11 protein-coding genes and 1 pseudogene are annotated in these 19,298 nt (G+C 71.4%); 7 read left to right on the top strand and 5 right to left on the bottom strand.

Annotation, left to right across the window (positions count from 1 at the left end; genetic code table 11):
* The first annotated feature begins 24 nt into the window (after positions 1–24).
* Genes AB0C25_RS03025 through AB0C25_RS03015 form a run of 3 tightly spaced genes read left to right on the top strand, consistent with a single transcriptional unit; the run spans position 25 to position 2,812 of the window.
* Entirely contained in the window at positions 25–825 is an 801-nt protein-coding gene (locus AB0C25_RS03025; RefSeq protein ID WP_357242416.1) for an ABC transporter ATP-binding protein, read from the top strand.
* Complete coding sequence (locus tag AB0C25_RS03020) at positions 822–2,201, top strand: hypothetical protein (protein WP_357368922.1); 1,380 nt, start codon at positions 822–824, stop codon at positions 2,199–2,201. Before AB0C25_RS03025 ends, AB0C25_RS03020 begins: the two co-directional genes overlap by 4 nt.
* On the top strand, positions 2,198–2,812 hold the full coding sequence (locus AB0C25_RS03015; protein ID WP_357368920.1) for a hypothetical protein: 615 nt from the start codon (positions 2,198–2,200) through the stop codon (positions 2,810–2,812). The genes AB0C25_RS03020 and AB0C25_RS03015 overlap by 4 nt, the downstream gene beginning before the upstream one ends.
* A gap of 75 nt (positions 2,813–2,887) precedes the next feature.
* Here the strand turns inward: AB0C25_RS03015 and AB0C25_RS03010 are convergent, their stop codons facing one another.
* Entirely contained in the window at positions 2,888–6,619 is a 3,732-nt protein-coding gene (locus AB0C25_RS03010; RefSeq protein WP_357368918.1) for a S8 family serine peptidase, read from the bottom strand.
* 145 nt (positions 6,620–6,764) lie between these two features.
* Here AB0C25_RS03010 and AB0C25_RS03005 point away from each other — a divergent pair, with 145 nt between their 5' ends.
* A complete protein-coding gene (locus AB0C25_RS03005) occupies positions 6,765–7,736 on the top strand; it encodes a GNAT family N-acetyltransferase (protein WP_357368916.1) in 972 nt (323 codons plus the stop codon).
* Positions 7,737–8,097: 361 nt separating this feature from the next.
* On the top strand, positions 8,098–8,658 hold the full coding sequence (locus AB0C25_RS03000; protein ID WP_357368914.1) for a hypothetical protein: 561 nt from the start codon (positions 8,098–8,100) through the stop codon (positions 8,656–8,658).
* Positions 8,659–8,727: 69 nt separating this feature from the next.
* On the opposite strand, the gene AB0C25_RS02995 is transcribed toward AB0C25_RS03000, so the two are convergent.
* The 4 genes and pseudogenes from AB0C25_RS02995 to AB0C25_RS02980 all read right to left on the bottom strand — a co-directional run bounded on the left by AB0C25_RS02995 (position 8,728) and on the right by AB0C25_RS02980 (position 12,506).
* Positions 8,728–10,002 carry a rod shape-determining protein MreC gene (locus tag AB0C25_RS02995; RefSeq protein WP_357368912.1) on the bottom strand — a complete coding sequence of 425 codons (1,275 nt, stop codon included), beginning with the start codon at positions 10,000–10,002 and terminating at the stop codon, positions 8,728–8,730.
* Positions 9,995–10,516 carry a SigE family RNA polymerase sigma factor gene (locus AB0C25_RS02990; protein WP_357368910.1) on the bottom strand — a complete coding sequence of 174 codons (522 nt, stop codon included), beginning with the start codon at positions 10,514–10,516 and terminating at the stop codon, positions 9,995–9,997. Before AB0C25_RS02990 ends, AB0C25_RS02995 begins: the two co-directional genes overlap by 8 nt.
* A gap of 126 nt (positions 10,517–10,642) precedes the next feature.
* A pseudogene (locus AB0C25_RS02985) lies at positions 10,643–10,816 on the bottom strand (NUDIX domain-containing protein); the annotation flags it as partial.
* Positions 10,817–11,342: 526 nt separating this feature from the next.
* Complete coding sequence (locus tag AB0C25_RS02980; RefSeq protein ID WP_357368908.1) at positions 11,343–12,506, bottom strand: acyl-CoA dehydrogenase family protein; 1,164 nt, start codon at positions 12,504–12,506, stop codon at positions 11,343–11,345.
* Positions 12,507–12,756: 250 nt separating this feature from the next.
* On the opposite strand from AB0C25_RS02980, the gene AB0C25_RS02975 reads away from it, so the two are divergent.
* Entirely contained in the window at positions 12,757–14,184 is a 1,428-nt protein-coding gene (locus AB0C25_RS02975) for a UDP-glucose/GDP-mannose dehydrogenase family protein (RefSeq protein WP_357368906.1), read from the top strand.
* Between the two features lie 148 nt (positions 14,185–14,332).
* A complete protein-coding gene (locus AB0C25_RS02970) occupies positions 14,333–19,228 on the top strand; it encodes a permease (RefSeq protein WP_357368904.1) in 4,896 nt (1,631 codons plus the stop codon).
* Positions 19,229–19,298: the final 70 nt, after the last annotated feature.

The raw sequence follows: 19,298 nt of genomic DNA, 5'->3' as shown, positions 1-19,298 counted from the left end.
CACCTACCGAATGGAGACGTCATGATGCGTATCGTCAGCGCGGCGGAGACCAGGCCGTCCACCCATCCGTGGGCGGTGCGAACCGAGGAGTTGCAGGTCCGAGCCGGACGACACCTGGCGGTCAACGGGCTGGACCTGGCGTTGGGCACCGGCGTGCACGGGTTGCTCGGCCCCAACGGCGCCGGCAAGACGACGTTGATGCGGGCACTCGCCACGGTGGTGAAGCCCGCCGGTGGCCGGTTGAGCCTGCTCGGCGAGGACATCACCGCCAAGGCGGACCTCCGTCGGGTCCGGCGTGGCCTGGGCTACCTGCCGCAGCACTTCGGCTTCTACCCGCGCTTCACCGTCCGGGAGTTCGTCGAATACATGGCCTGGCTCAAGGAGATGCCGAAGACGGTCATCCCGGGCGCGGTGCAACGGGCCGTCGAACGGGTCGGCCTCGCCGACCGCGCCGACTCCCGGATGAAGACACTCTCCGGCGGGATGCTGCGCCGCGCCGGCATCGCCCAGGCGATCGTCAACGACCCGGAGGTGCTGCTGCTCGACGAGCCGACGGTCGGCCTGGACCCGGAGCAACGGCTCGACTTCCGCGAGCTGTTGCGCGAGATCGGTCTGGACAGCTGCGTGCTCGTCTCCACCCACCTGGTCGAGGACGTCGCGGTGGCCTGCACCGACGTGGTGCTTGTCCACGAGGGTCGCCTGGTGTGGCAGGGCACCACCGGGCAGCTGGCCCAGCAGGGCGGCGCGGACGACGCGGGCGACAGCGCCACCGAACGTGGTTACTCGGCGCTGCTGCGCTCCCACCGTGGGCAGGTGCCGGCATGATCGGGCGCATCCTCCGCATCGAGCTACGTCGGTCGGCGGCCCTGGGCGTCGCACTGCTGTTGCTGGCCACCGGCGTGCCGTTGCTGATCACGTCCACCCAGTTCTTCGCCGGCCGGTGGATGCTACTGGCGGTCATCGCACGGTCGATACTCGTGGTGCTGCTGCCGCTGGCGCTCGCCGGTGGGGCGTGGCTGGGTCGGCGCGACGCCCGGCACCGGGTCGGCGAGTTGTTCACCAGCACCGCCCGCCCCCGGTGGCACCGCACCACGGTGACCGCCGGCGCGCTCGCGATCACGGTGGTGGCCGCGTACACCCTGGTGTGTCTCGTCGCGGCCGGCTGGGTGGTGCCGACGGCGCACTACTTCCCGGGCGCCACCATCGTCGTCGCCGCCGTCGGTGTTCCGGCCCTGCTCGCCGCCGGCTGGCTCGGCATGGCCGCCGGTCGGGCCGTACCCCGGGTGATCACCGCACCCGTCGTCGCGGTGGCCGGGTTCGCCCTGCTCGGGCTCGTCCCCGAGCTCGCGGCCCAGCGCGACCCCGACCTGGCGGCCTTCCGGCCCGAACCGTCGGCGCTGCTGCTCATCCCGGTCATCAACGAACTTGACGACTTCCAGACGATCATGCCGCGGGTCAGCGCGCTCCAGACGCTGTGGCTGGTGGCGCTCGCCGCCACCGGACTGCTGCTGCTGGGCACGGTCCGCCGCCGAGCCACCGCGCTGGCCCTCCTCCCGGCGGTGCTCGGCGCCGCGGTGGCCGTACCGCTCCTGCCCATCGGCGGTACGCGCGGGGCGGCGGTCGTCGACCCGGCCGCCATCGAGCTGGTCTGTGACAACGCCGGCCCGCAGGTCTGCGTGACGCGGGTGCACGCCGAGTTGCTGCCCGACGTCGTCGGCCCTGCCCGCCAGGCTCTCGCCATGATGGCGGCCAAGCTGCCCAACGCACCCGTCCGGGCGGTGCAGACCCAGCAGGTCAGCTACTGGGCACGGCTGGATCCAAGAGCGGCACCGGCCCCGCACTCCGCCGACACGGTCGTCTTCGACACCCCCTCGTTCGACCGCCTCGGGCGCGCCGACCTGTCCGGCGACTACTTCCTGCCGTCCCTGCTCGAGGCCGCCTGGCAGCAGGAGTGCGCCGACCAGTCGGTTCAGGGCGACGAGTACCGGGCCCGGATCGTCGCCGCCGCCTGGCTGACCGGTCGACCACCGGCCCCGACCGGATGGGACCCCGCGGAGGTGGAGCGACTGGTGAGCGCGTACCAGGCGCTGGTGAGTCTCCCGGAGGCCGAGCAACGGCGTCGGATGGCAGCGGCACGCGAGGCGGCGCTGGCCTGCCAGGGCGACGGCCTCGTGGCGGTCCTGCCCGAGGGTCAGCCGTGAGGTGGCTTCAGCTCTACCTCCGCTCCCGCCGGGTGCCCCTCGCGCTGACCACCGCGTCCGCGCTCATCGCGGTGGCATGGGCACTGTCGCTGGCCTACACCGACTCGACGACCATCAACACCCGCACGGCCAGCCTCGTCATCATGCTGGCGGTGGTCGCGGCCGGCACCACCCTCAGCGGTGCCGACGACGCCCTCGACCGCACCGCGTCGGTCAACTGGCCGCTGCGACGCGCCGGGCACCTGCTGCTCGCCGTCGCCACGATCACCGCCCTGCTGGCCCTCAGCGCGGTCACCGACGCGCGCTACGAACCGTTCAGCCTGATGCTGCGCAACACCGCGGGGCTCCTCGGGCTCACCGCCCTCGGTGCCGCCCTGTTCGGTGCCGCCCTGTCGTGGATCTGCCCGCTGACCTGGACCCTCATCGCGGTCCTGCCGTTGCTGGGTCCCAGCGGGGACCTGCGGATGCAGATCGCCGGATGGCTGATCCAACCCGCCGGCACCACCGCCGCCACCGTCTGCGCCAGCACCCTGGCGGTGACCGGTCTGGTCGCGTACGCGCTGCGTGGCGGCCCGCTGCGGCCCGCCGTGGAGACGTCCCTCGACAGGTGACGGATCGTCTCGCCGGGTCGATCGCGAGCGGGCGGCGGGTGGGGACCGATGCCGGTCCCCACCCGCCACCCCAGCTCACCGCAGGCCGAAGGCCCGGGTGATGCGCTGCTCGACGCTGTTGCCCCGGACGTCCCGGGCCGTGGCGCGCAGGGTGACGAAACCTGCCGTACGCGGGGCGTCGATCCGCGTACGCCAACCGTCACCCTTGTGCTGGAGCTTGGCGTGGTGCCAGCTCGCGCCGTCGTCGTAGGACACATCCAGCGTCACCGTCCGAATGGCGGACGCCTCGGTCGCCGTCGGCAGGTGCAGTGCGGTGACGGTGAGGTCGGCGTTGCGCTTCGCCCTGCCGTCGACGTCGGTGTCGACGGCGTAGTCGAGCTGGATCAGGGACGGTTCCCACGCCAGGACGCCGGGTTTGATCCGGGCGGAGATGAAGCCCCATTCCGTCCTGGTGGCGGTCGAGTACGCCCCGGCCCAGCCGTCCCGCCTGTTGTCCGACACGAGTCGGTACGGCAGGGGCTCCGGGCTGAGGACGCTGCTGCTCATCATCGGGTGGAAACGGTCGGCCTCGCCGACGAGCGTGTCGCCCTGGTAGAGCCGCAGGCTGTTGTCGACGGCCATGTTGCCGGGGGTGCTGCCCTCGTGCGCGGTGCCCGAGTCGCCCCAGCCGGGGATCAGGGCGGAGATCGCGTCACCGTCGCCCCGGAAGACGGTGTTGGTCGTCAGCAGCCGAGGCCGTTGCACCGGGCCGAACCACCGCTCCTGCTGGACGGAACCGGCCCGATAGGTGGTGGGTGCCGTCTGCTGGGACTGCTCGTCCGGCACCGCGACGTTCGTGGTCCACCGCGTCCCGGCGCTGACCCAGTCGGTGCGGTCGCCGCGCGCCGGGACCTCGTGGTAGTCGAGGCCGCTCATCGATCCCGACGCGGTGAGACCGTTGCGCGTCTCCACCGCCCGGCCGGGACGCCAGTTGCGTAGGGACATGTCGACCCGGGCCAGTTCACGCTTGCTGACCCGCTGGGCGAGGTCCGCCGGAACCGCACCGACGTAGTCGCGGATCAGGTCGTAGACGTACTCGGTGGTGGGGTGGGAGGTGACGTCGAGCCGAACCCGCTTCCCGCGCGTGATCCGGGCGATCAACTGCTCACCCTCGTCCCGGGTGAGGGTGGCCACGGTGACCGGCGGCGGGTCCTGGGGCACCCACACCGAACCCGGCCACGCCGCGAGGCGCCCGGTGCCGTCGTTGACCACGAGCAGGAGACGGGCGCCGGCGGATGCCGCCGCCGCGGCCTGCTTCTGCACGGGTACGGCGTCGTTGCGGCGCACCACGGCGGCCCTGCCGCGGGCGTTCAGCGCGGCGTACCCGCCGCTGTCCCCGTCGCCGGCGAACACCGCGTCGAGGTGCTGATCGCCGCGCGGCAGCGGCGTCGCGGCCCGCTGCACCCGAAGGTCGTCGTAGTCACGGCCGTCGGCCGTCACCGTCACCGCGGGCTGCACCGTACGCCACTGGGTGCTGAAGCTGAACGTGCCCGTCGTGACCTTGCGGTCGCTGGGCAGCACCCAGACACTGTCGTGCGCGGGATCCAGGAACCAGCCGTCGGTCCATACGTTGCCGCCGAATTCGCGAGACACCTCGATGCGGGCACCGTCCAGAGTGGATTCCTGTGGCGTGGTCACCGAGACCCGGCGGGCCTTGGTGGCGTCGACATCGACGGTGCGGTCCTGGTCGAGGGTGATCTCCGGTACCGGCAGTACGGCGAGCCCGCGCGAGTTCGGTCCGTTCACGCCCTCGACCTCGGTCTTGAGCCACGCCGCGTACGTGCCGGCGGGAAGCCGCAGTTCCAGGGTGCCGGTGGCGTCGACCTGCTGCTGTAGGACCGTGTTGTCCTGCCCGAGCAGGAGGAGGTCTCCGCCTGTCGGTTTGCCACTGCGGTCCGTGGCCTGGACGGTGAGCCGGTGGCGTACGCCCTCACGACCGATCGCGAGCGCGGTACGGGTACGGACCGTGCCGGCGGCATCGGTGGCGGTGAGGAAGCCCGCGAAGGGGTTGTCGGCCGGTACGCGGTCGAAGTCCGTGGCCACGGTCACCGAGGTGACGCCACGCGCCGGGACGGTGATCTGCCGGGACGACAGGGCGAAGAGATTCTCCGGGGCACCGTCGACGGTCGCAGCGAGGTCGAGGGTGACAGCGTTGTCACCGAGGTTGCGATAACGGACCTCCCGTTCGACCGTGCCCTCGGGGGCGGTCGGCCACTCGGGGTAGCCGAAGTCGGCGCTGGTGGTGGCGACGACGGACGCGGCGGTGGTCGCGGCGATGTCCAGTCGGCCGTTGCCGCCCTGGTACGGGTTGAGCCCGGCGAGCGGCTTCGCGGTGCTGACCAGAGCTTCCTTGAGCTGCTTCCCGGTGAAGTCGGGATGTTGGGCGGCCAGCAGCGCGGCAGCGCCGGCGACGTGCGGGGAGGCCATCGAGGTGCCGTCGCCGAGGCGGTACCAGCCTTCGCCTGCGGAGTCCTGCGAACGGGCGGCCAGGACGCCGACACCGGGGGCGGTGAGGTCGGGCTTGAGGGCCCGGTCGCCGATCCGCGGACCCTGGCTGGAGAACATGGCGAGGGTGTCGTTGCCGTCGACGGCGCCGACGGTCAGCGCGGCGTCCGCACTGCCGGGGCTGCCGATCGTGTACTGGTTGGGACCGGTGTTTCCGGCCGCGACGACGAACAGCGCGCCGGTCTCTTCGCTCAGCTCGTTGAGCGCCACACTCATCGGGTCGGTGCCGTCGGTGGGGTCGGCCCCGAGGCTCATGTTGACGATCTTGGCGTGCTGCTCGCGGACGGCCCACTCCATGCCGCTGATGATCCAGGAGTCCTGACCGGAGTTGTTGTCACCGAGGACCTTGCCGACGTGCAGCCGTACGCCCGGGGCGACGCCCTTCTCCGTGCCGCCCGAGGCCGCGCCGGTGCCGGCGATCGTGGAGGCGACGTGCGTGCCGTGGCCGAAGACGTCCTTGACCGTCTCGCCTGGAACGAAGGACTCGGTGGCGGCGATCTGGCCGGCGAAGTCCGGGTGGCTGACGTCGATGCCGGTGTCCAGGACGGCGACGTCGACGCCCTTGCCGGTGTTCCCGGACGCCCAGACCTGCGGGGCGCCGACCTGCGCGGTGCTGTCGGCGAGGTCGGCCTCGACCTTGCCGTCCAGCCAGATCTTCGCGATGCCGCCGCCGAGAGCGGGCCGACCGCCGGCGGAACGAGCGGTCGCCTCCCCGCCGCCGGTGATCGAGGACCAGAAGGTCTCCGAGCGGTCGACGTTCAGGGCGGCGCCCTGGATGCTGTCCAGCCGACGAACGTCGCGGGCGCCCGCGGGCGCCGAGGCGCTACGGGAACGGGCGGCGGCAGCGGTGTAGGTGACGATCAGCGGAAGGTGGTCGCGCCGCGCGTCGTCGTAGCCGTCCGCCAGCAACTCCGAGAGGTTGAACAGTTGCTTGTCGAGCAGCCCGGCGCCCACGTACGCCAGCACACCGTGCGGGTAGACGTAGGTGTCCCCGCCCACCCGGGACGAGGTGAACCCGGTCAGCCGTCCCTCGGCGTCTCGTACCTGGGGGCTGAGACTTCCGTCGGCCGACCGGGTGGCGGTGACCTTCTCCCCGGTGATCAGGGTGACGGTGGGGGTGGTTGCGGGAGCCGGGGGTGCGGCAGACGCGAGGGCGGCGGGGGCAGCGGGGCCGGGTGCGGCCAGGGCGGGCGACGGGGCGAGCACCGCGAGCGCGGTGCACAGCGCTATCGGCAGTCGTCCGCGTAGACGTGGAGGTAGCAATACGATTCCTCAAGTTGATCAACACAGGAACGGCAGATGTTAATCTCCCGGCCGCTTGTTTCGGCTGTGGATCTTGAATGTTTCGCGACGGGTGGGCACCGGCGGTCGATCCTGCCCCGAGCACCACCTCGATAGGATGCGGTCGATGAAGGTTCTCCACTGGATTCCGGCCGCCCCAGACGATGCCGTGCCACTGGCGGCCCTCTTTCGGCAGGCCGAGGTGCACGCGCCCGTCGGCCTCGATCAACGCGCCGAGGACGTCGGCAGACGGCTGGCGAGCCTCGGTCCGGACCTCGCTCGGCACACCCTGGTCGGCGTCGCCGACGACGGGGCCGTCGCCGCGTACGCGGAAGCCGCCGACATGGGAGAGGCGGATGGTCTACGCCGGATCCGGCTGACTGCCGTGGCCCATCCCGACCTGCCGGGCGAGGTTCGCACGGAGCTGCACCGGTGGCTCGTCGAACGGGCGGAGCAGTTGCGGCGGGTCGGGGGAACGGCACAGGCAGCCGTTCTGGGTACCCGGTGCGCCGAGAACGACGGCACCGGGCACCGACTGCTGGTCGAGGACGGCTTCTCGCTGATCCGGCACGAACGCGACCTCGTCCTGGCGGTGCCGGAGTCGTCGCCCGCCGCGGGGCTGCCGCCCGGCCTGGCGCTGGAACCCGTCGACGAGCGTTACGAGGAACTCGCACGGCTGGCGCACAACGAGACCTACGCGGAGAGTCCAGCGGCGCTCCGACCCGACCGGCGCACCTGGCCACAACACGCCACCGCACACCCGCACTTCCTGCCCGACCTCTCCTGCCTGCTGCTCGCCGAGGTGAGCCAGGCCGACAACCCGGTCGCGGCCTTCCTCTTCGCGCTGGCCGACGAGGGTGCGGACGAGCCGACGGCGCTGCTGCACTGCCTCGGCACCCGGCCGCCCTGGCGCCGCCGCGGCCTGGCCACCGCGATGATCGTGCGGGCCCAGCACCGGGCACGATCAGCGGGCTTCCGCCGGTTGCGACTCCAGGTGAGCGACATCAACCACCCGGCCCTGGCGCTGTACCGCAGGCTCGGCTTCACCGAATCGGGACGCGGGTACGCGGTGCTTATGCGACAGCTCGCCGCCGAGTGACGAGGGCGCGCTCCGGTCGAGACTTCACCGGCCCGGTAGCGGCGGGACGCCACCGCCCCAGGCCATGGGCTGCTCCTCGAAGCCGCCCGATCCGAGCTTGTTCGCGCACGCCTTCCTCGCGTTGGCACGTTGCCGGAGCCGCCTCCCGAACCACCCCCTCACGTAGAGACTCCCGGCGATATCACATGTCCACCGGGCGCGTTGACCCGATGCCGGTGAAAAGTCGCACAAATATCGACCATAGTCGCTCTTGCAGTGATGACTCAATCGATGACAGAGTCGGTCTATCACACAAACCGCACGGGAGGATCACAGAGTGTCACACTCGTTAGTGAAGCGGTCTTTTGGAATCGTCGCTGCCGTGGCCACAGGATTGCTGTTATTGGCTGCTCCGGCTCAAGCGGCACCTGAAACCGCAGCGGCCGGCGGCGAGCCGGCGAAGCGGACGTTTAGTGCCGCCGAGATCGCAGCGAACAATGCCGCCGTGTGGGCGTCGCTCCCGCCGAACGTGACCATGACGGTCACCGGGAGCATGCCCAAGCTTCAGGGTTCAATCGACCACTACACTCAGGACGGCCCGACGGTCACGACGGGAATGACTCCTTTCGCGGTGTCCACAATCCCGTACTCCTTCACATTCGAGGGGTTCTGGGGCAAGAATGGCCGAGACTTCAAATCCACGAGGACGAGTTTCTGCAAGGACATCGAAGCTACCTGGGATTACCCCGAGGAGTCGTGGCATCAGTTTAAGGTTGCGCTGTCGGCGGGCGGGACTATCACCGTTCCCACGGACGGCGTGACGCGTACCTGGTGCTGGTCGAACGTTCCGACGAACACAACTATGTACTTCAACTACTACTCCACGGGTAACTCCAGCGGGGACATCGCAAAGGCTTCCGGCAGCGGCTACGTCCACTACTGACCCTGCAGACCTGTTGAGGATGCGCGGAGGCGAGTCGCCTCCGCGCATCCTTGCGTCGGCGGGCCGCCGTCAGGGGCCGGATGGCGTCATGATCGACAATCTACTGAGGCTGGCAAGGTCGACTGTTGGCGTAAGCTCCACCGTGGTCGCGCCTGCCGCCTTGTCCGCAGACGCTCGCCCGATCGTGACAGCGCCAACCTGATTGCTGCGCTGGGACGGATCCGGCATCAGGACACGGTTGGTCTGGTAAATTTCACCGTCCGCGGGAACGCCGTCCATGAGCAGTTTTCCGCCGGTGCCGCGCACGGAACCCGGAACTTTACTTATATCCGCGTGTACCTGGCCGGAGAATCCGACGCTGGTGACGAGGTCGACAGTAGCTTCACCGCGGACGGTATCGACTGCCGTTACGCGTCCGACCAAACCTTCGGCGACGACGACTAGTTGCCCTGGCCTGACTCCCTGATCCTTCGGGAACGTCACGATTACCTGTTGGCCGGTTCTGCCGACTACCTCGGCGGGCACGGCCCGCGCGTCGCCGTTCACACCGTCCTCACCAGGCACCTCGAACACCTTCGTGAGGCTAGCTAACGGTCGTCTCGGCTTGGTGAACCCGGCGATCGTCGTCGTCTGCGCGGTCGCAGCGAGCGGGAGTCGTTTTACCACAAGGCGACTGTTGGGCCCGTCCGGTTCTTGTGACATGTCATCATCGACCGCGGTGCTCGAGATCCGCACCGCTGTCACGCCTGGCACGGCGAGGGCAATAGCATAAGTGCCCCAGGAGTCGTTACTGAGCTCGCCAGCGGCACCGGACAACCGTGGACTGACCAGACTGATCACCTGAGTCTTCACCGGGTCGGGCACCGGCCGATCAACCCGCATCCGTAAGGCGTCCGCCGCACTGGAATCACCGGTGAAGAAGGCCAGGCGCGCGTCGCCCTGCTTGTCGTAACCCTGCAGGACGACCACAGTCGAACGCAGGCGTGGGTGGCGCGTCGCGACAAGGGCTCGAACATCTGTGTGCGGGCCTGCCGAGTTGGTGCGGTCCCAGACGCTGGCGGCCTCACTTACCAGGCCAGCGTCCACGTCTCCCACCGGGGACCAGCCCAGAAACGGGCCATCCGGCGCCGGTGCAGCGAGTTGCGGTGCGGGGGCGAGTCCGACAACCCGAAACATCGTGACCAGCACCGCCAGGCAAACCGCAGCCGCAGTTCCGGCGGCGATACGCCGGCGCCCGCGACGCCGGTCCGCCCGCCGCATGATCTTGCCTTCATAACCCTCGGCCGGTGCCACCGACTCGGCCAGATCCACCAGGCCGTCACGCAACTCGGTCGTGTTACGCATAGCGCACCTCTTGATCAGCAACAGCGTCGGCCTCAACCCACTGCTTACGCAGAGTCTGCAGACCCCTTGATGAAAGACTCTTGACCGTGCCCACCGAGCAACCCAGTACGCGTGCCGTGTCCTGTTCGGACAGGTCCTCGTAGAAGCGCAGTACGACGGCGGCACGCTGTCGTGCCGGCAGCCCGTCCAACGCCCGGCGGAGCAAGTCCCGCTGTTCCACCCCCACGTACTCGTCGCGTGCCTGACTCTCCACCAGCCGGCCCCAGGGCTGCTCCCACCAGGATCGGCGCCGCCTCCAGGTCACGAAAGTGTTGACTAGTATGCGCCGAACGTAGTGATCGACGCCTTCTGAGCGTTGCAGTCGAGACCACGCCACAACGGTCTTGGCCAACGTCGTCTGGACCAGATCCTCGGCCTTTCCCCGGTCTCCGCACAGCAGGAAGGCGGTCCGGAGCAGCGATCCGTAACGCGCCCGTACAAAGGCTGTCACCTCCTTGTCCTCGCGATCATGCATCAGCCACCCGCGCCCTCAGTCTCAATCTCACGGCCACTACTTACGCTCTCGAACCCAGCAAACGTTGCCGTGACTCCGAGAATTTTGACGATCGATTATCTCGACCCGCGGGTCGGGGAGAGTGACGACCAGCCCGGTTTCCTCGGTCAACTCCCGGGCCGCCACGTCGGCCACGGCCTCGCCCGGCTCGATGTGGCCGCCGGGCAGCGCCTACCCGCCGCCGTCGCGGCGCTCGATCATGACGATCCACCGGCCGCCGGTGGCGGTCAGCACGGCGTCGGCGCACTGCGCCTCGCTCCAGTCGCGCTACGCAGCGGCGGTCAGCAGGTGTGCGTACTGGCCCTCGATCCTGACCGACCGCGGCTGGCCCGCAAGGCCCACCGTCGCAGCCCGCTCGTGATCTTCGAAAGTTGGCCAGGTGTGCCCGTGCAGGGCCGCGCCGTTCGGCCGGTCGGGCGGATCGGGCGGATCGGGCGGATCGGGCCAGCGTCGCCCACCCGGCGACCCCGCCCGCTCGAAGCAGACCGGGGTCGGACGCCGATCGACGCTGCCCGCAGGCGAGCCACGGCGGTCCCCTACTACTCGCCACGCACACGCCAACGACCTGTGCCGCCTACCACAGCAAACCGCCAGGCCCCACCCAGCCGACCGACGCCTTGCGCTACGTTTCGATCTAGCGATGAGCTCGCCCAGGTTTCCCCGGAACGCCAACCGAAAGCGTTCTGGGATGATCAAATATGTCCCACGAGCGATTGCTCGGCAACCTTACGTGCCCGAGCCTATTAGCCCGTCCACACCTGGTCTGAGCTGCTAGAACAGCCCCGAATCAGTCCTTCAGGAGCTGCCGGGCCATCACGATCCGCTGCACCTGGTTCGTACCCTCGTAGATCTGGGTGATCTTGGCGTCGCGCATCATCCGCTCGACCGGGTAGTCCCGCGTGTAGCCGTAACCGCCGAGCAGCTGCACCGCGTCCGTGGTGATCTCCATGGCGGCGTCCGAGGCGAAGCACTTGGCCGCCGCGCCGAAGTAGGTCAGATCGGCGTCGCCACGCTCGGACTTGCCGGCAGCCGCGTAGGTGAGCTGCCGGGCCGCCTCCAGCTTCATGCCCATGTCGGCGAGCATGAACTGGATGCCCTGGAACTCGGCGATCGCCTTGCCGAACTGTCGGCGCTCGGCCACGTACCCCTTGGCGTAGTCGAGCGCGCCCTGCGCGATCCCGACGGCCTGCGCGGCGATGGTGACCCGGGTGTGGTCGAGGGTCTTCATCGCGGTGGCGAAGCCGGTGCCCTCCGCGCCGATCATCCGGTCGGCGGGGATCCGCACGTTGTCGAGATAGACCTCGCGGGTGGGCGAGCCCTTGATGCCGAGCTTCTTCTCCGGTGCGCCGAAGCTCACACCGGGGTCGGACTTCTCCACCACGAAGGCCGAGATGCCCCGGGATCGGGCAGCCGGGTCGGTGACGGCGAAGACGGTGTAGTACTCGGAGACACCCGCGTTGGTGATCCACCGCTTCACGCCGTTGAGCACCCAGTGATCCCCGTCACGGACGGCCCGGGTCGTCATCGACGCGGCGTCGCTGCCCGCCTCCGGCTCGGAGAGGCAGTACGAGAACATCGCGTCCCCGGCCGCGACGGGCGTCAGGTAGCGGCGCTTGAGGTCCTCGGAACCGGACAACAACAGCGGCATCGTGCCGAGTTTGTTCACCGCTGGGATGAGCGAGGACGACGCGCAGGCGCGGGCCACCTCCTCGATCACGATGGCGGTGGCCAGAGCGTCCGCGCCCGCGCCGCCGTACTCCTCGGGGATGTGCGGGGCGTGGAAGTCGGCTGCCCGCAGTGCGTCGTAGGACGCCTTGGGGAACTCCGAGGTCTCGTCGGCCTCGGCGGCGTGCGGGGCCACCTTCGCCGTGCAGACCTCGCGGACCGCGTCCCGGATCGCCTGGTGCTCCTCGGGCAACCGGTAGACGTCGAACGACTCGCCTGCGGCCATGTTGGGTCCCTTCCCTTCACCGCTATCATGCGCAGTCTGTGACGACTCCTGACCGCCGACCGCGCAGACTGAAGACTAGCTACTGCAGTTCAGGTGATGTTACCGGCGCGTAGGTATGGGCATGAGGGGGCACCCACGCCGCTGGACAATGATGGAGAACAACAGTGAGCCACCCCTCCGGTGCCCCGCCAGGCGCCGCAGCAGAATGCGACGCGACGACGCGCCGCCAGTGCGAGCGGAGAAGACAGGCGTGACGATCCCCTACCCCACCATCCAGCCGACCCCCGCCATCGCCGCGGTGACACCGCCCTCGGGCGCGCCTCGACCGCGGGTGACGTTCCTGGGGACCGGCTACCTCGGTGCGACGTACGCCATCTGCTATGCCGAACTGGGCTACGACGTGCTCGGATTCGACGTCGACGCTGACAAGATCGCGATGCTGAACGCGGGTCAGGTGCCGATCCACGAGCCCGGCCTGGATGAGCTGCTGCGGCGCAACCTCGCCGCCGGCCGCCTCCGGTTCAGCACCGACATCGCCGAGACCGCCGACTTCGGTGACGTGCACTTCATCTGCGTCGGCACCCCGCAGCGGGCCGACGGGATGGGCGCCGACCTGTCGTACGTCGAGGCGTCGGTCACCAGCCTCGCGCAGCACCTCACCCGCAAGGCGCTGATCGTCGGCAAGTCCACCGTGCCGGTCGGCACCGCCGAGTGGGTGGAGCAGTTGGTCGGCAAGCACACCCCCGGCGACCTGGGCGTCGAGGTGGCCTGGAGCCCCGAGTTCCTCCAGGAGGGCTTCGCCGTCGACGACGTCCTGCGCCCCAACCGGATCGTGGTCGGCGTGAAGAGCGAGTGGGCCAACGGCATGCTCTACGCCGCGCACAAGGGCGTGTTCGACCTGGCCGCCACCGAGGACCGCGAGGTGCCCCTGGTGGTCACCGACTTCGCCACCGCCGAACTGGTCAAGGTCGCCGCGAACGCCTTCCTGGCCACCAAGATCTCCTTCATCAACGCGATGGCCGAGGTCTGCGAGGCCTCCGGTGGCGACGTCACCCAACTCGCCCGCGCGATCGGCTACGACCCCCGGATCGGCAACCGGTTCCTCCAGGCCGGCCTCGGCTTCGGCGGCGCCTGCCTGCCCAAGGACATCCGGGCCTTCCAGGCCCGTGCCCAGGAGCTGGGCGCCGGCGAGGCGTTGCGCTTCCTGCACGAGGTCGACCTGATCAACCTGCGCCGGCGTACCCGGGTGCTGCAACTCGCCTCGGATCTGCTCGGCCGCCGCCCCGGTCCGGCCGGCCCGGACTTCTCCGGCACCCGGATCGCCGTGCTCGGTGCGACCTTCAAGCCCAACACCGACGACGTCCGCGACGCCCCGGCGCTCGCCGTCGCCGCGCTGTTGCACAAGGCCGGCGCCGAGGTGCACGTGTACGACCCGCAGGGCAGCGAGAACGCCCGCCGCGCGGTGCCCGAGCTGATCTACGAGAGCGGCATCAACGAGGCGGTCACCGGCGCGGACCTGGTCTGCGTCCTCACCGAGTGGGCCGACTTCCGCAACGCCGACCCGGTCGCCCTCGGCGAGCTGGTCAACGGTCGCAAGGTGGTCGACGGTCGCAACTGCCTCGACTCGGCGCTCTGGACCCAGGCCGGCTGGGAGTACCGGGGCATGGGCCGCCCCTGATCGGAGCACCCCACCGGCCGGCCATCGAACGTATCGGTGGCCGGCCGGTGTCGTTGTTTGCCCCGGACCCGCCGACAAGAGTCGAAATCCGGGCCAGCTTTGGGCATGCTGCGACAGTGGGAGTCCACAGTGCGGGTGGAGGGGTGTCGTGGCGAACTTTCAATGCTCCTCGTGCGGCCGGGAGATCAAACCGGCCGTCCACTGCCCACACTGCGGGGCTGACCAGCCGCAGTGGGTCGAGCACCTGGCGGACATCGAGCGTTCGATCGCGGAGATGAAGCGGCGCGACGCCGCCATCGCCAGCGAACAGCGGCAGATCGCCGCGAAGATGCAGGCCGCGCTCTTCCAGCGGGACATCCTCGCCCACGCCGGTGAGGAGCGACTCAAGCAGGCCACCCGGCCGCGCCGCGTGCTCCGCCGCCGCCCCGGCCGGCGCCCATCGGCCGCCGGCGCATCGGTGCCGCCCCGGGTCCCCCGCCAGGGCAGCACGTCCGCCCCCGAGGACCCGCCGCCGCCTTCACCGCGGCCGAGCTGGCTGGACGCGGACGACCCGGCGCACCCCCCGGAAGCCTCGTCGCGCGAAGTGCAGAACATCCCCCTCGGGCTGGGCGCGTTGCTGCTCGCGGTGGCCGCGGTGGTCTTCGCCGCCGTCGCCACCAGCTCGATGGACGCGCTGGCCCGGCTCGGCATCCTGCTCCTGGCCACGGTGCTGATGCTGCTCGCCCCACCGGTGCTGGCCCGGCGTGGGCTCACCTCCACCGCCGAGACCATCGCCGCGGTCGGCCTGCTGTTGGTGCCGCTCGCCGGCAACGCCCTCTGGGCCGTGGACCGGATCGGCGCCGGCGGCGCCTCCGGCACGGTCTTCGCCGGGGTGCTCTTCGCGGTCACCGCCGCGGTCGCCTTCGGGTACGCCGGCTGGACCGGTCTGCGCGCACCCCGCTTCGCCACCGTGCTCGCCGCGCAGCCGGTGCTGCCGCTGTTGGCCTACGACCAGATCACCGGACCGGGTGGCTGGGCGCTGGTGCTGGCCCTGGTCGCCCTCGTCGACCTGTGGCTGGCCCGCTCCGGCGTGGCCCTGGAACGCCCCGCCCGGCAGGACCTGCCACCGTCGGACACCACGTCGGCGCCCCGCCAGCGCGGCGCCGAGACCCGGCCGGAAGGCGACGCGGAGGAGGCCGCCGAGCTGATCGACGCCAGCGCGGGTTCGACCGACACCCGGCCGAGCCGCCCGGTCCCCGGGCTGGGCGAGCTGACCTGGGTGCTGCACGCGGTGGCGGTCGCGGTCGCCCTGGCGTACGCGGTCACCGCCCTGCTCCGGGCGCAGACCGTGCCTACCGCGACCGGCGCCGGGGTGGTGCTGCTGCTGGCCGCCACGATCGGGCTTGCCGGCGCGCTGGTGCTGCGTCGCGCGCCACTGCCCGACGTGGCGGCGGGCATCGTCACGCTTGCCGTGATCGGCGCGCTGAGTCGCATCGCCTCGGTGGCCGTCCCGGGCCGGGCGCTGCTGCTGATCGCGGCGGTCATCACGGTGACCGGGCTGGCCGTGCGCGCGGTCCCCGAGGCGGCCCGACGCGGCCCGCAGCTCGCCTCGGCGGTGGCGCTGACCGTCAGCGGGCTGGTGGTCGCCGGTGGCGCGCTACGCGCCGGGTTGGCGCCGGTCCGGGCGGCACTGCCCGCCTGGGACGCCGACCTCGACCGGTATCCGGCCGCGCTGACCGCCGCGGTCGGGCCGACCACCTGGCAGCTCGCCGGTGCCGCCCTCCTGCTCACCATCGCGGCGGTGTTGGCCCTGCCGGCGGAGATCCGCCGGGAGTTCGCGGTCGCCGGCGCGGCGCTGACCGCGCTCGCCGTACCGGCCTCGCTCGGTCTCGGTTGGGCCGCGGCACCCTGGCCGATGGTGATCACCGCGATCGGCATCGGGGTCATCGGGCTCTCCGCCCGCACCGACCGAGCGGCGGCGGCGCACGCCATCGGAGCGGCCGTGGTGGGCCTGCTCGGCGCCGGTGCCAGCCTGTCGCGCCCCGCACTCACCGCAGCGGTCCTGCTCACCCTCTTCACCGCCGGCACGCTTGTCGCGCTGGCACCCCGGATCCGGATCGCCTCGGCCGCCTCCGACACGGTCACCGCCTGGGCCGCCGGAGGCGCGGCGTTCGCCCTGCCCGGGGCGGTGGCCGCGTTCGTGGCCGCCACCGTGCCCACCGACCCGACCCCCACCCCGGCCAGCCTCCGCGAGGTGACCGTACCGGTGCTGGCGGCCAGCTTCCTGGCGGTCTGCGTGACCCTCGGCTACGCCGCCGTCGTGCAGGTCTCCCAGCGCCGCATCCCCGCGCCGCTGTCGGTCGGCACCGGGCTGGGCGCGTTGCTGGTCACCGCCGCCGCGTTCGGAGCGCCCGGCGCGACCGTCGCCGACGCCTGGGTGGGCGCGCTGCTGCTGGTCGCCGCGGTACTGCTGTTCCTGGCCCCATCCATCGACGCCGGCCGTCGCGCCGACCTCACCCTCGACGGCTCGGACCTGGCCGCCGCGGCGGTCACCACCGCCCTGATCGCCACGCTGGTACGGATCGGGGCGGTACTCGCCCCCGGCGGGCAGTTGGCGATGGCCGCCGCACTGGTCCTGGTGGTCGCCGTGGGAGCACGCACGATGCCGGAGGAGTGGCGGCGCGGACCGATCCTCGGCCTCGCCGCTGGCGGTCTCCTCATCGGCGTACTCGCCGGCTGGTCGGCGATTCGTGGTGGGGTCGGCGTGCTGGCCACCCCCGGCCCGATCTGGCAGGGCGACCTGAGTAGCTGGCCGGCCGCGCCCGTCGGCGGGGCCACCTGGCAGGCACCTGTCGCGTTGGTGCTGCTGGCCCTCGCCGCCGGCATCCTGCTCCCCCCGCCCTGGCGGTGGGACGTGTCCGGCGCGGCCGTGGTGCTCGCCACGATCGGCGCGCCGGCCGCGTTCGATCTGGCCTGGTGGTCGCCGGTCCTGGTCGGCGCAGTTGTCGCCACCGTCTACGGGATGGCCGCGGCGGCCTCCGAGGAGGCGCGCGCCGGGCTGTCCCGGGCGACCGTGGCCGGAGTGGTCGCGCTGCACGCCGCCGGAGCCGGCCTGGTCCAGCCCTGGACGACGGCACTGGCCCTGGGCAGCATCGCGCTGATCGGCGTGGTGGTGGCGACGTTGGCACGCGTCCTGGCCGGCCCACAGGTGGCCGACATCGACACCGAGGGGATGCCGCCGCACCTGGTGCAGATCGGTGGCGCGGCGATCGGTGCCGCTCTGCTGGCCCTCCCTGGCGCGGTGGCGGCACTGGCCGCCGAATTCGAGAACTCGGCGCAGGTGGTGCTGACCGCCGCGCTGGCGGCGTCCAGCCTCGGCCTCGCCGCCGTGGCCGCGGTCCGCCGTCAGGTGCCGCAATATCTGCCCTGGGTCAGCGTCGCGGTGGTCGGCGGGGCCAGCATCAGCGCCCTCGCCGCCATCCCCACCGGCCTTCCCGCGGGCGTCTACGCGGCCGCCGCCGCGCTGCTCGGCGTGCTGGCCGAGTTGATCCGAGCGGCCACTGTGCCGCCCACCGGCTCCGCCCAGCCGGTCCGGCGCTGGGCGGTACGGCTCGACGGCGCGCTGCGGCGACTGCCGGACGACCCGGAACGACGCCGGTGGCGGGTCAACCCGGCCGCGGGTGCACTGGCCGCGGCGGCCCTGCCGACCGCCCTGGCTCTCGCCTCGATCGCGCCGGCGCTGGTCACCGCACTGGTCGAGCCCCACCGCACCCTGACCCGGATCTGGCAGGGTCCGTCGCCGGATCTGCTCACCCCGCCGCCGGACGTGGTCAACCCGACGCACGTGTTGACGGCGCTGCTGCTCACCGCGACCGCCGCGCTGGCCGCCACCGGGTTCAGCGGCGGGCGGCGGTCCCGGGCCGTGCCGGTGGTGCTGCCCGGGGCAGCCGTCACCCTGCTGATCGCACCCATCGCGTTGGGTCGGGGCTGGCCCGCCAGCACGGTCGCCGCGCTCTCCGTCTTCACCATCGCGATGCTCGGTCTCGCGCTGACCCCACCGCCGCCGCTGGCCGAGCGGGCCCGCTCGCTGCGGCTGGCCCGGGTGCTGGTGTTCGTCATCGGGCTGGCCGGCGGCAGCGCCGGACTCGCCGGCAGTCTGGCCGACCGGCAGTTGACCCTGTTCACCCTCGGCAGCGCTGTCGCGGTGGGGGCGGTCGGGGCGGTGTTCGGCACCACCCAGCGAGCGCGCATCCTCGGATGGCTCTTCGCCTCACTCATGGCGCAGCTCTTCGTCCTCACCGCCGGCCTGGTCGCCGGGCTGGCCGCGGTCTGGTCCGCGTTCGGGGTGCTCGCGGTCGGGGCGGTCCTGCAGGTGCTCGCCGCGACCCTGCCCCGGCTGCGCCGTCCCGAGGCACAGCGGGAGGCGTCCACCGTGGAGTGGACCGGTTATGCTGCCGCGCTCATCGCGTTGGCCCTCGCCTTCGACTCGCCCCGACACATCGCCGCCCTGCTGGCCGCCTGGGGTGCGGTCCTCGGCGTGGCGGCGACCCGGCCCGGCCGCCGGCCGGTGGAACGCCGGATCCTGTTCTGGGCCGTGGTGATCTGCGAGATCACCGCGTGGTGGATCCTGATGCGGGTCGCCGACGTGGCGCTGCCCGAGGCGTACACGCTGCCGTTCGCCGCGCTGGCCCTGCTCGTCGGGGTCCTGGAGCTGCGCCACCGACCGGACCTGAGCAGTTGGGTGGCGTACGGGCCGGCGCTGGTCGCCGCCTTCGTGCCGACGCTGGCCATCGTGCTGGCCACCGAGTCCAGCACGGTACGGCAGATGCTGCTGCTCCTCGGCGCGGTCGCGGTGTTGATCTTCGGCTCGTCCAGCCGGCAGCAGGCACCGGTGATCGTCGGCGCGTCGGTCACCGCGATCGCCGCGATCCACGCGCTGGTGAGCCTCGGCCCGTGGCTGGCGCTCATCCCGGTGGGCATCCTGCTGCTCGTGCTCGGCGCGAGCAATGAGCGCCGCCGCCGCGCCCAGGAACGCCTCCAGACCGCCCTGCGCGGCATGAGATGAATCGGAGGGTCCCTGCGGCGTGGGTGAGTGGAGGCGGTGAGTGGTCCGGGTGGGTGCAGCCGGCGGCCGG

The sequence above is a fragment of the Micromonospora sp. NPDC048839 genome, assembly GCF_040649915.1.
Lineage (GTDB): Bacteria > Actinomycetota > Actinomycetes > Mycobacteriales > Micromonosporaceae > Micromonospora.
The sequence above is the reverse complement of the archived record's forward strand: the minus strand, read 5'-3'. Positions and strand labels throughout refer to the sequence as shown.

Coding starts and splice junctions, on each gene's coding strand:
- AB0C25_RS03025 (WP_357242416.1), top strand. CDS start 25: ATGCGTATCGTCAGCGCGGCGGAGACCAGGCCGTCCACCCATCCGTGG.
- AB0C25_RS03020 (WP_357368922.1), top strand. CDS start 822: ATGATCGGGCGCATCCTCCGCATCGAGCTACGTCGGTCGGCGGCCCTG.
- AB0C25_RS03005 (WP_357368916.1), top strand. CDS start 6,765: ATGAAGGTTCTCCACTGGATTCCGGCCGCCCCAGACGATGCCGTGCCA.
- AB0C25_RS02995 (WP_357368912.1), bottom strand. CDS start 10,002: ATGCGTAACACGACCGAGTTGCGTGACGGCCTGGTGGATCTGGCCGAG.
- AB0C25_RS02990 (WP_357368910.1), bottom strand. CDS start 10,516: ATGCATGATCGCGAGGACAAGGAGGTGACAGCCTTTGTACGGGCGCGT.
- AB0C25_RS02980 (WP_357368908.1), bottom strand. CDS start 12,506: ATGGCCGCAGGCGAGTCGTTCGACGTCTACCGGTTGCCCGAGGAGCAC.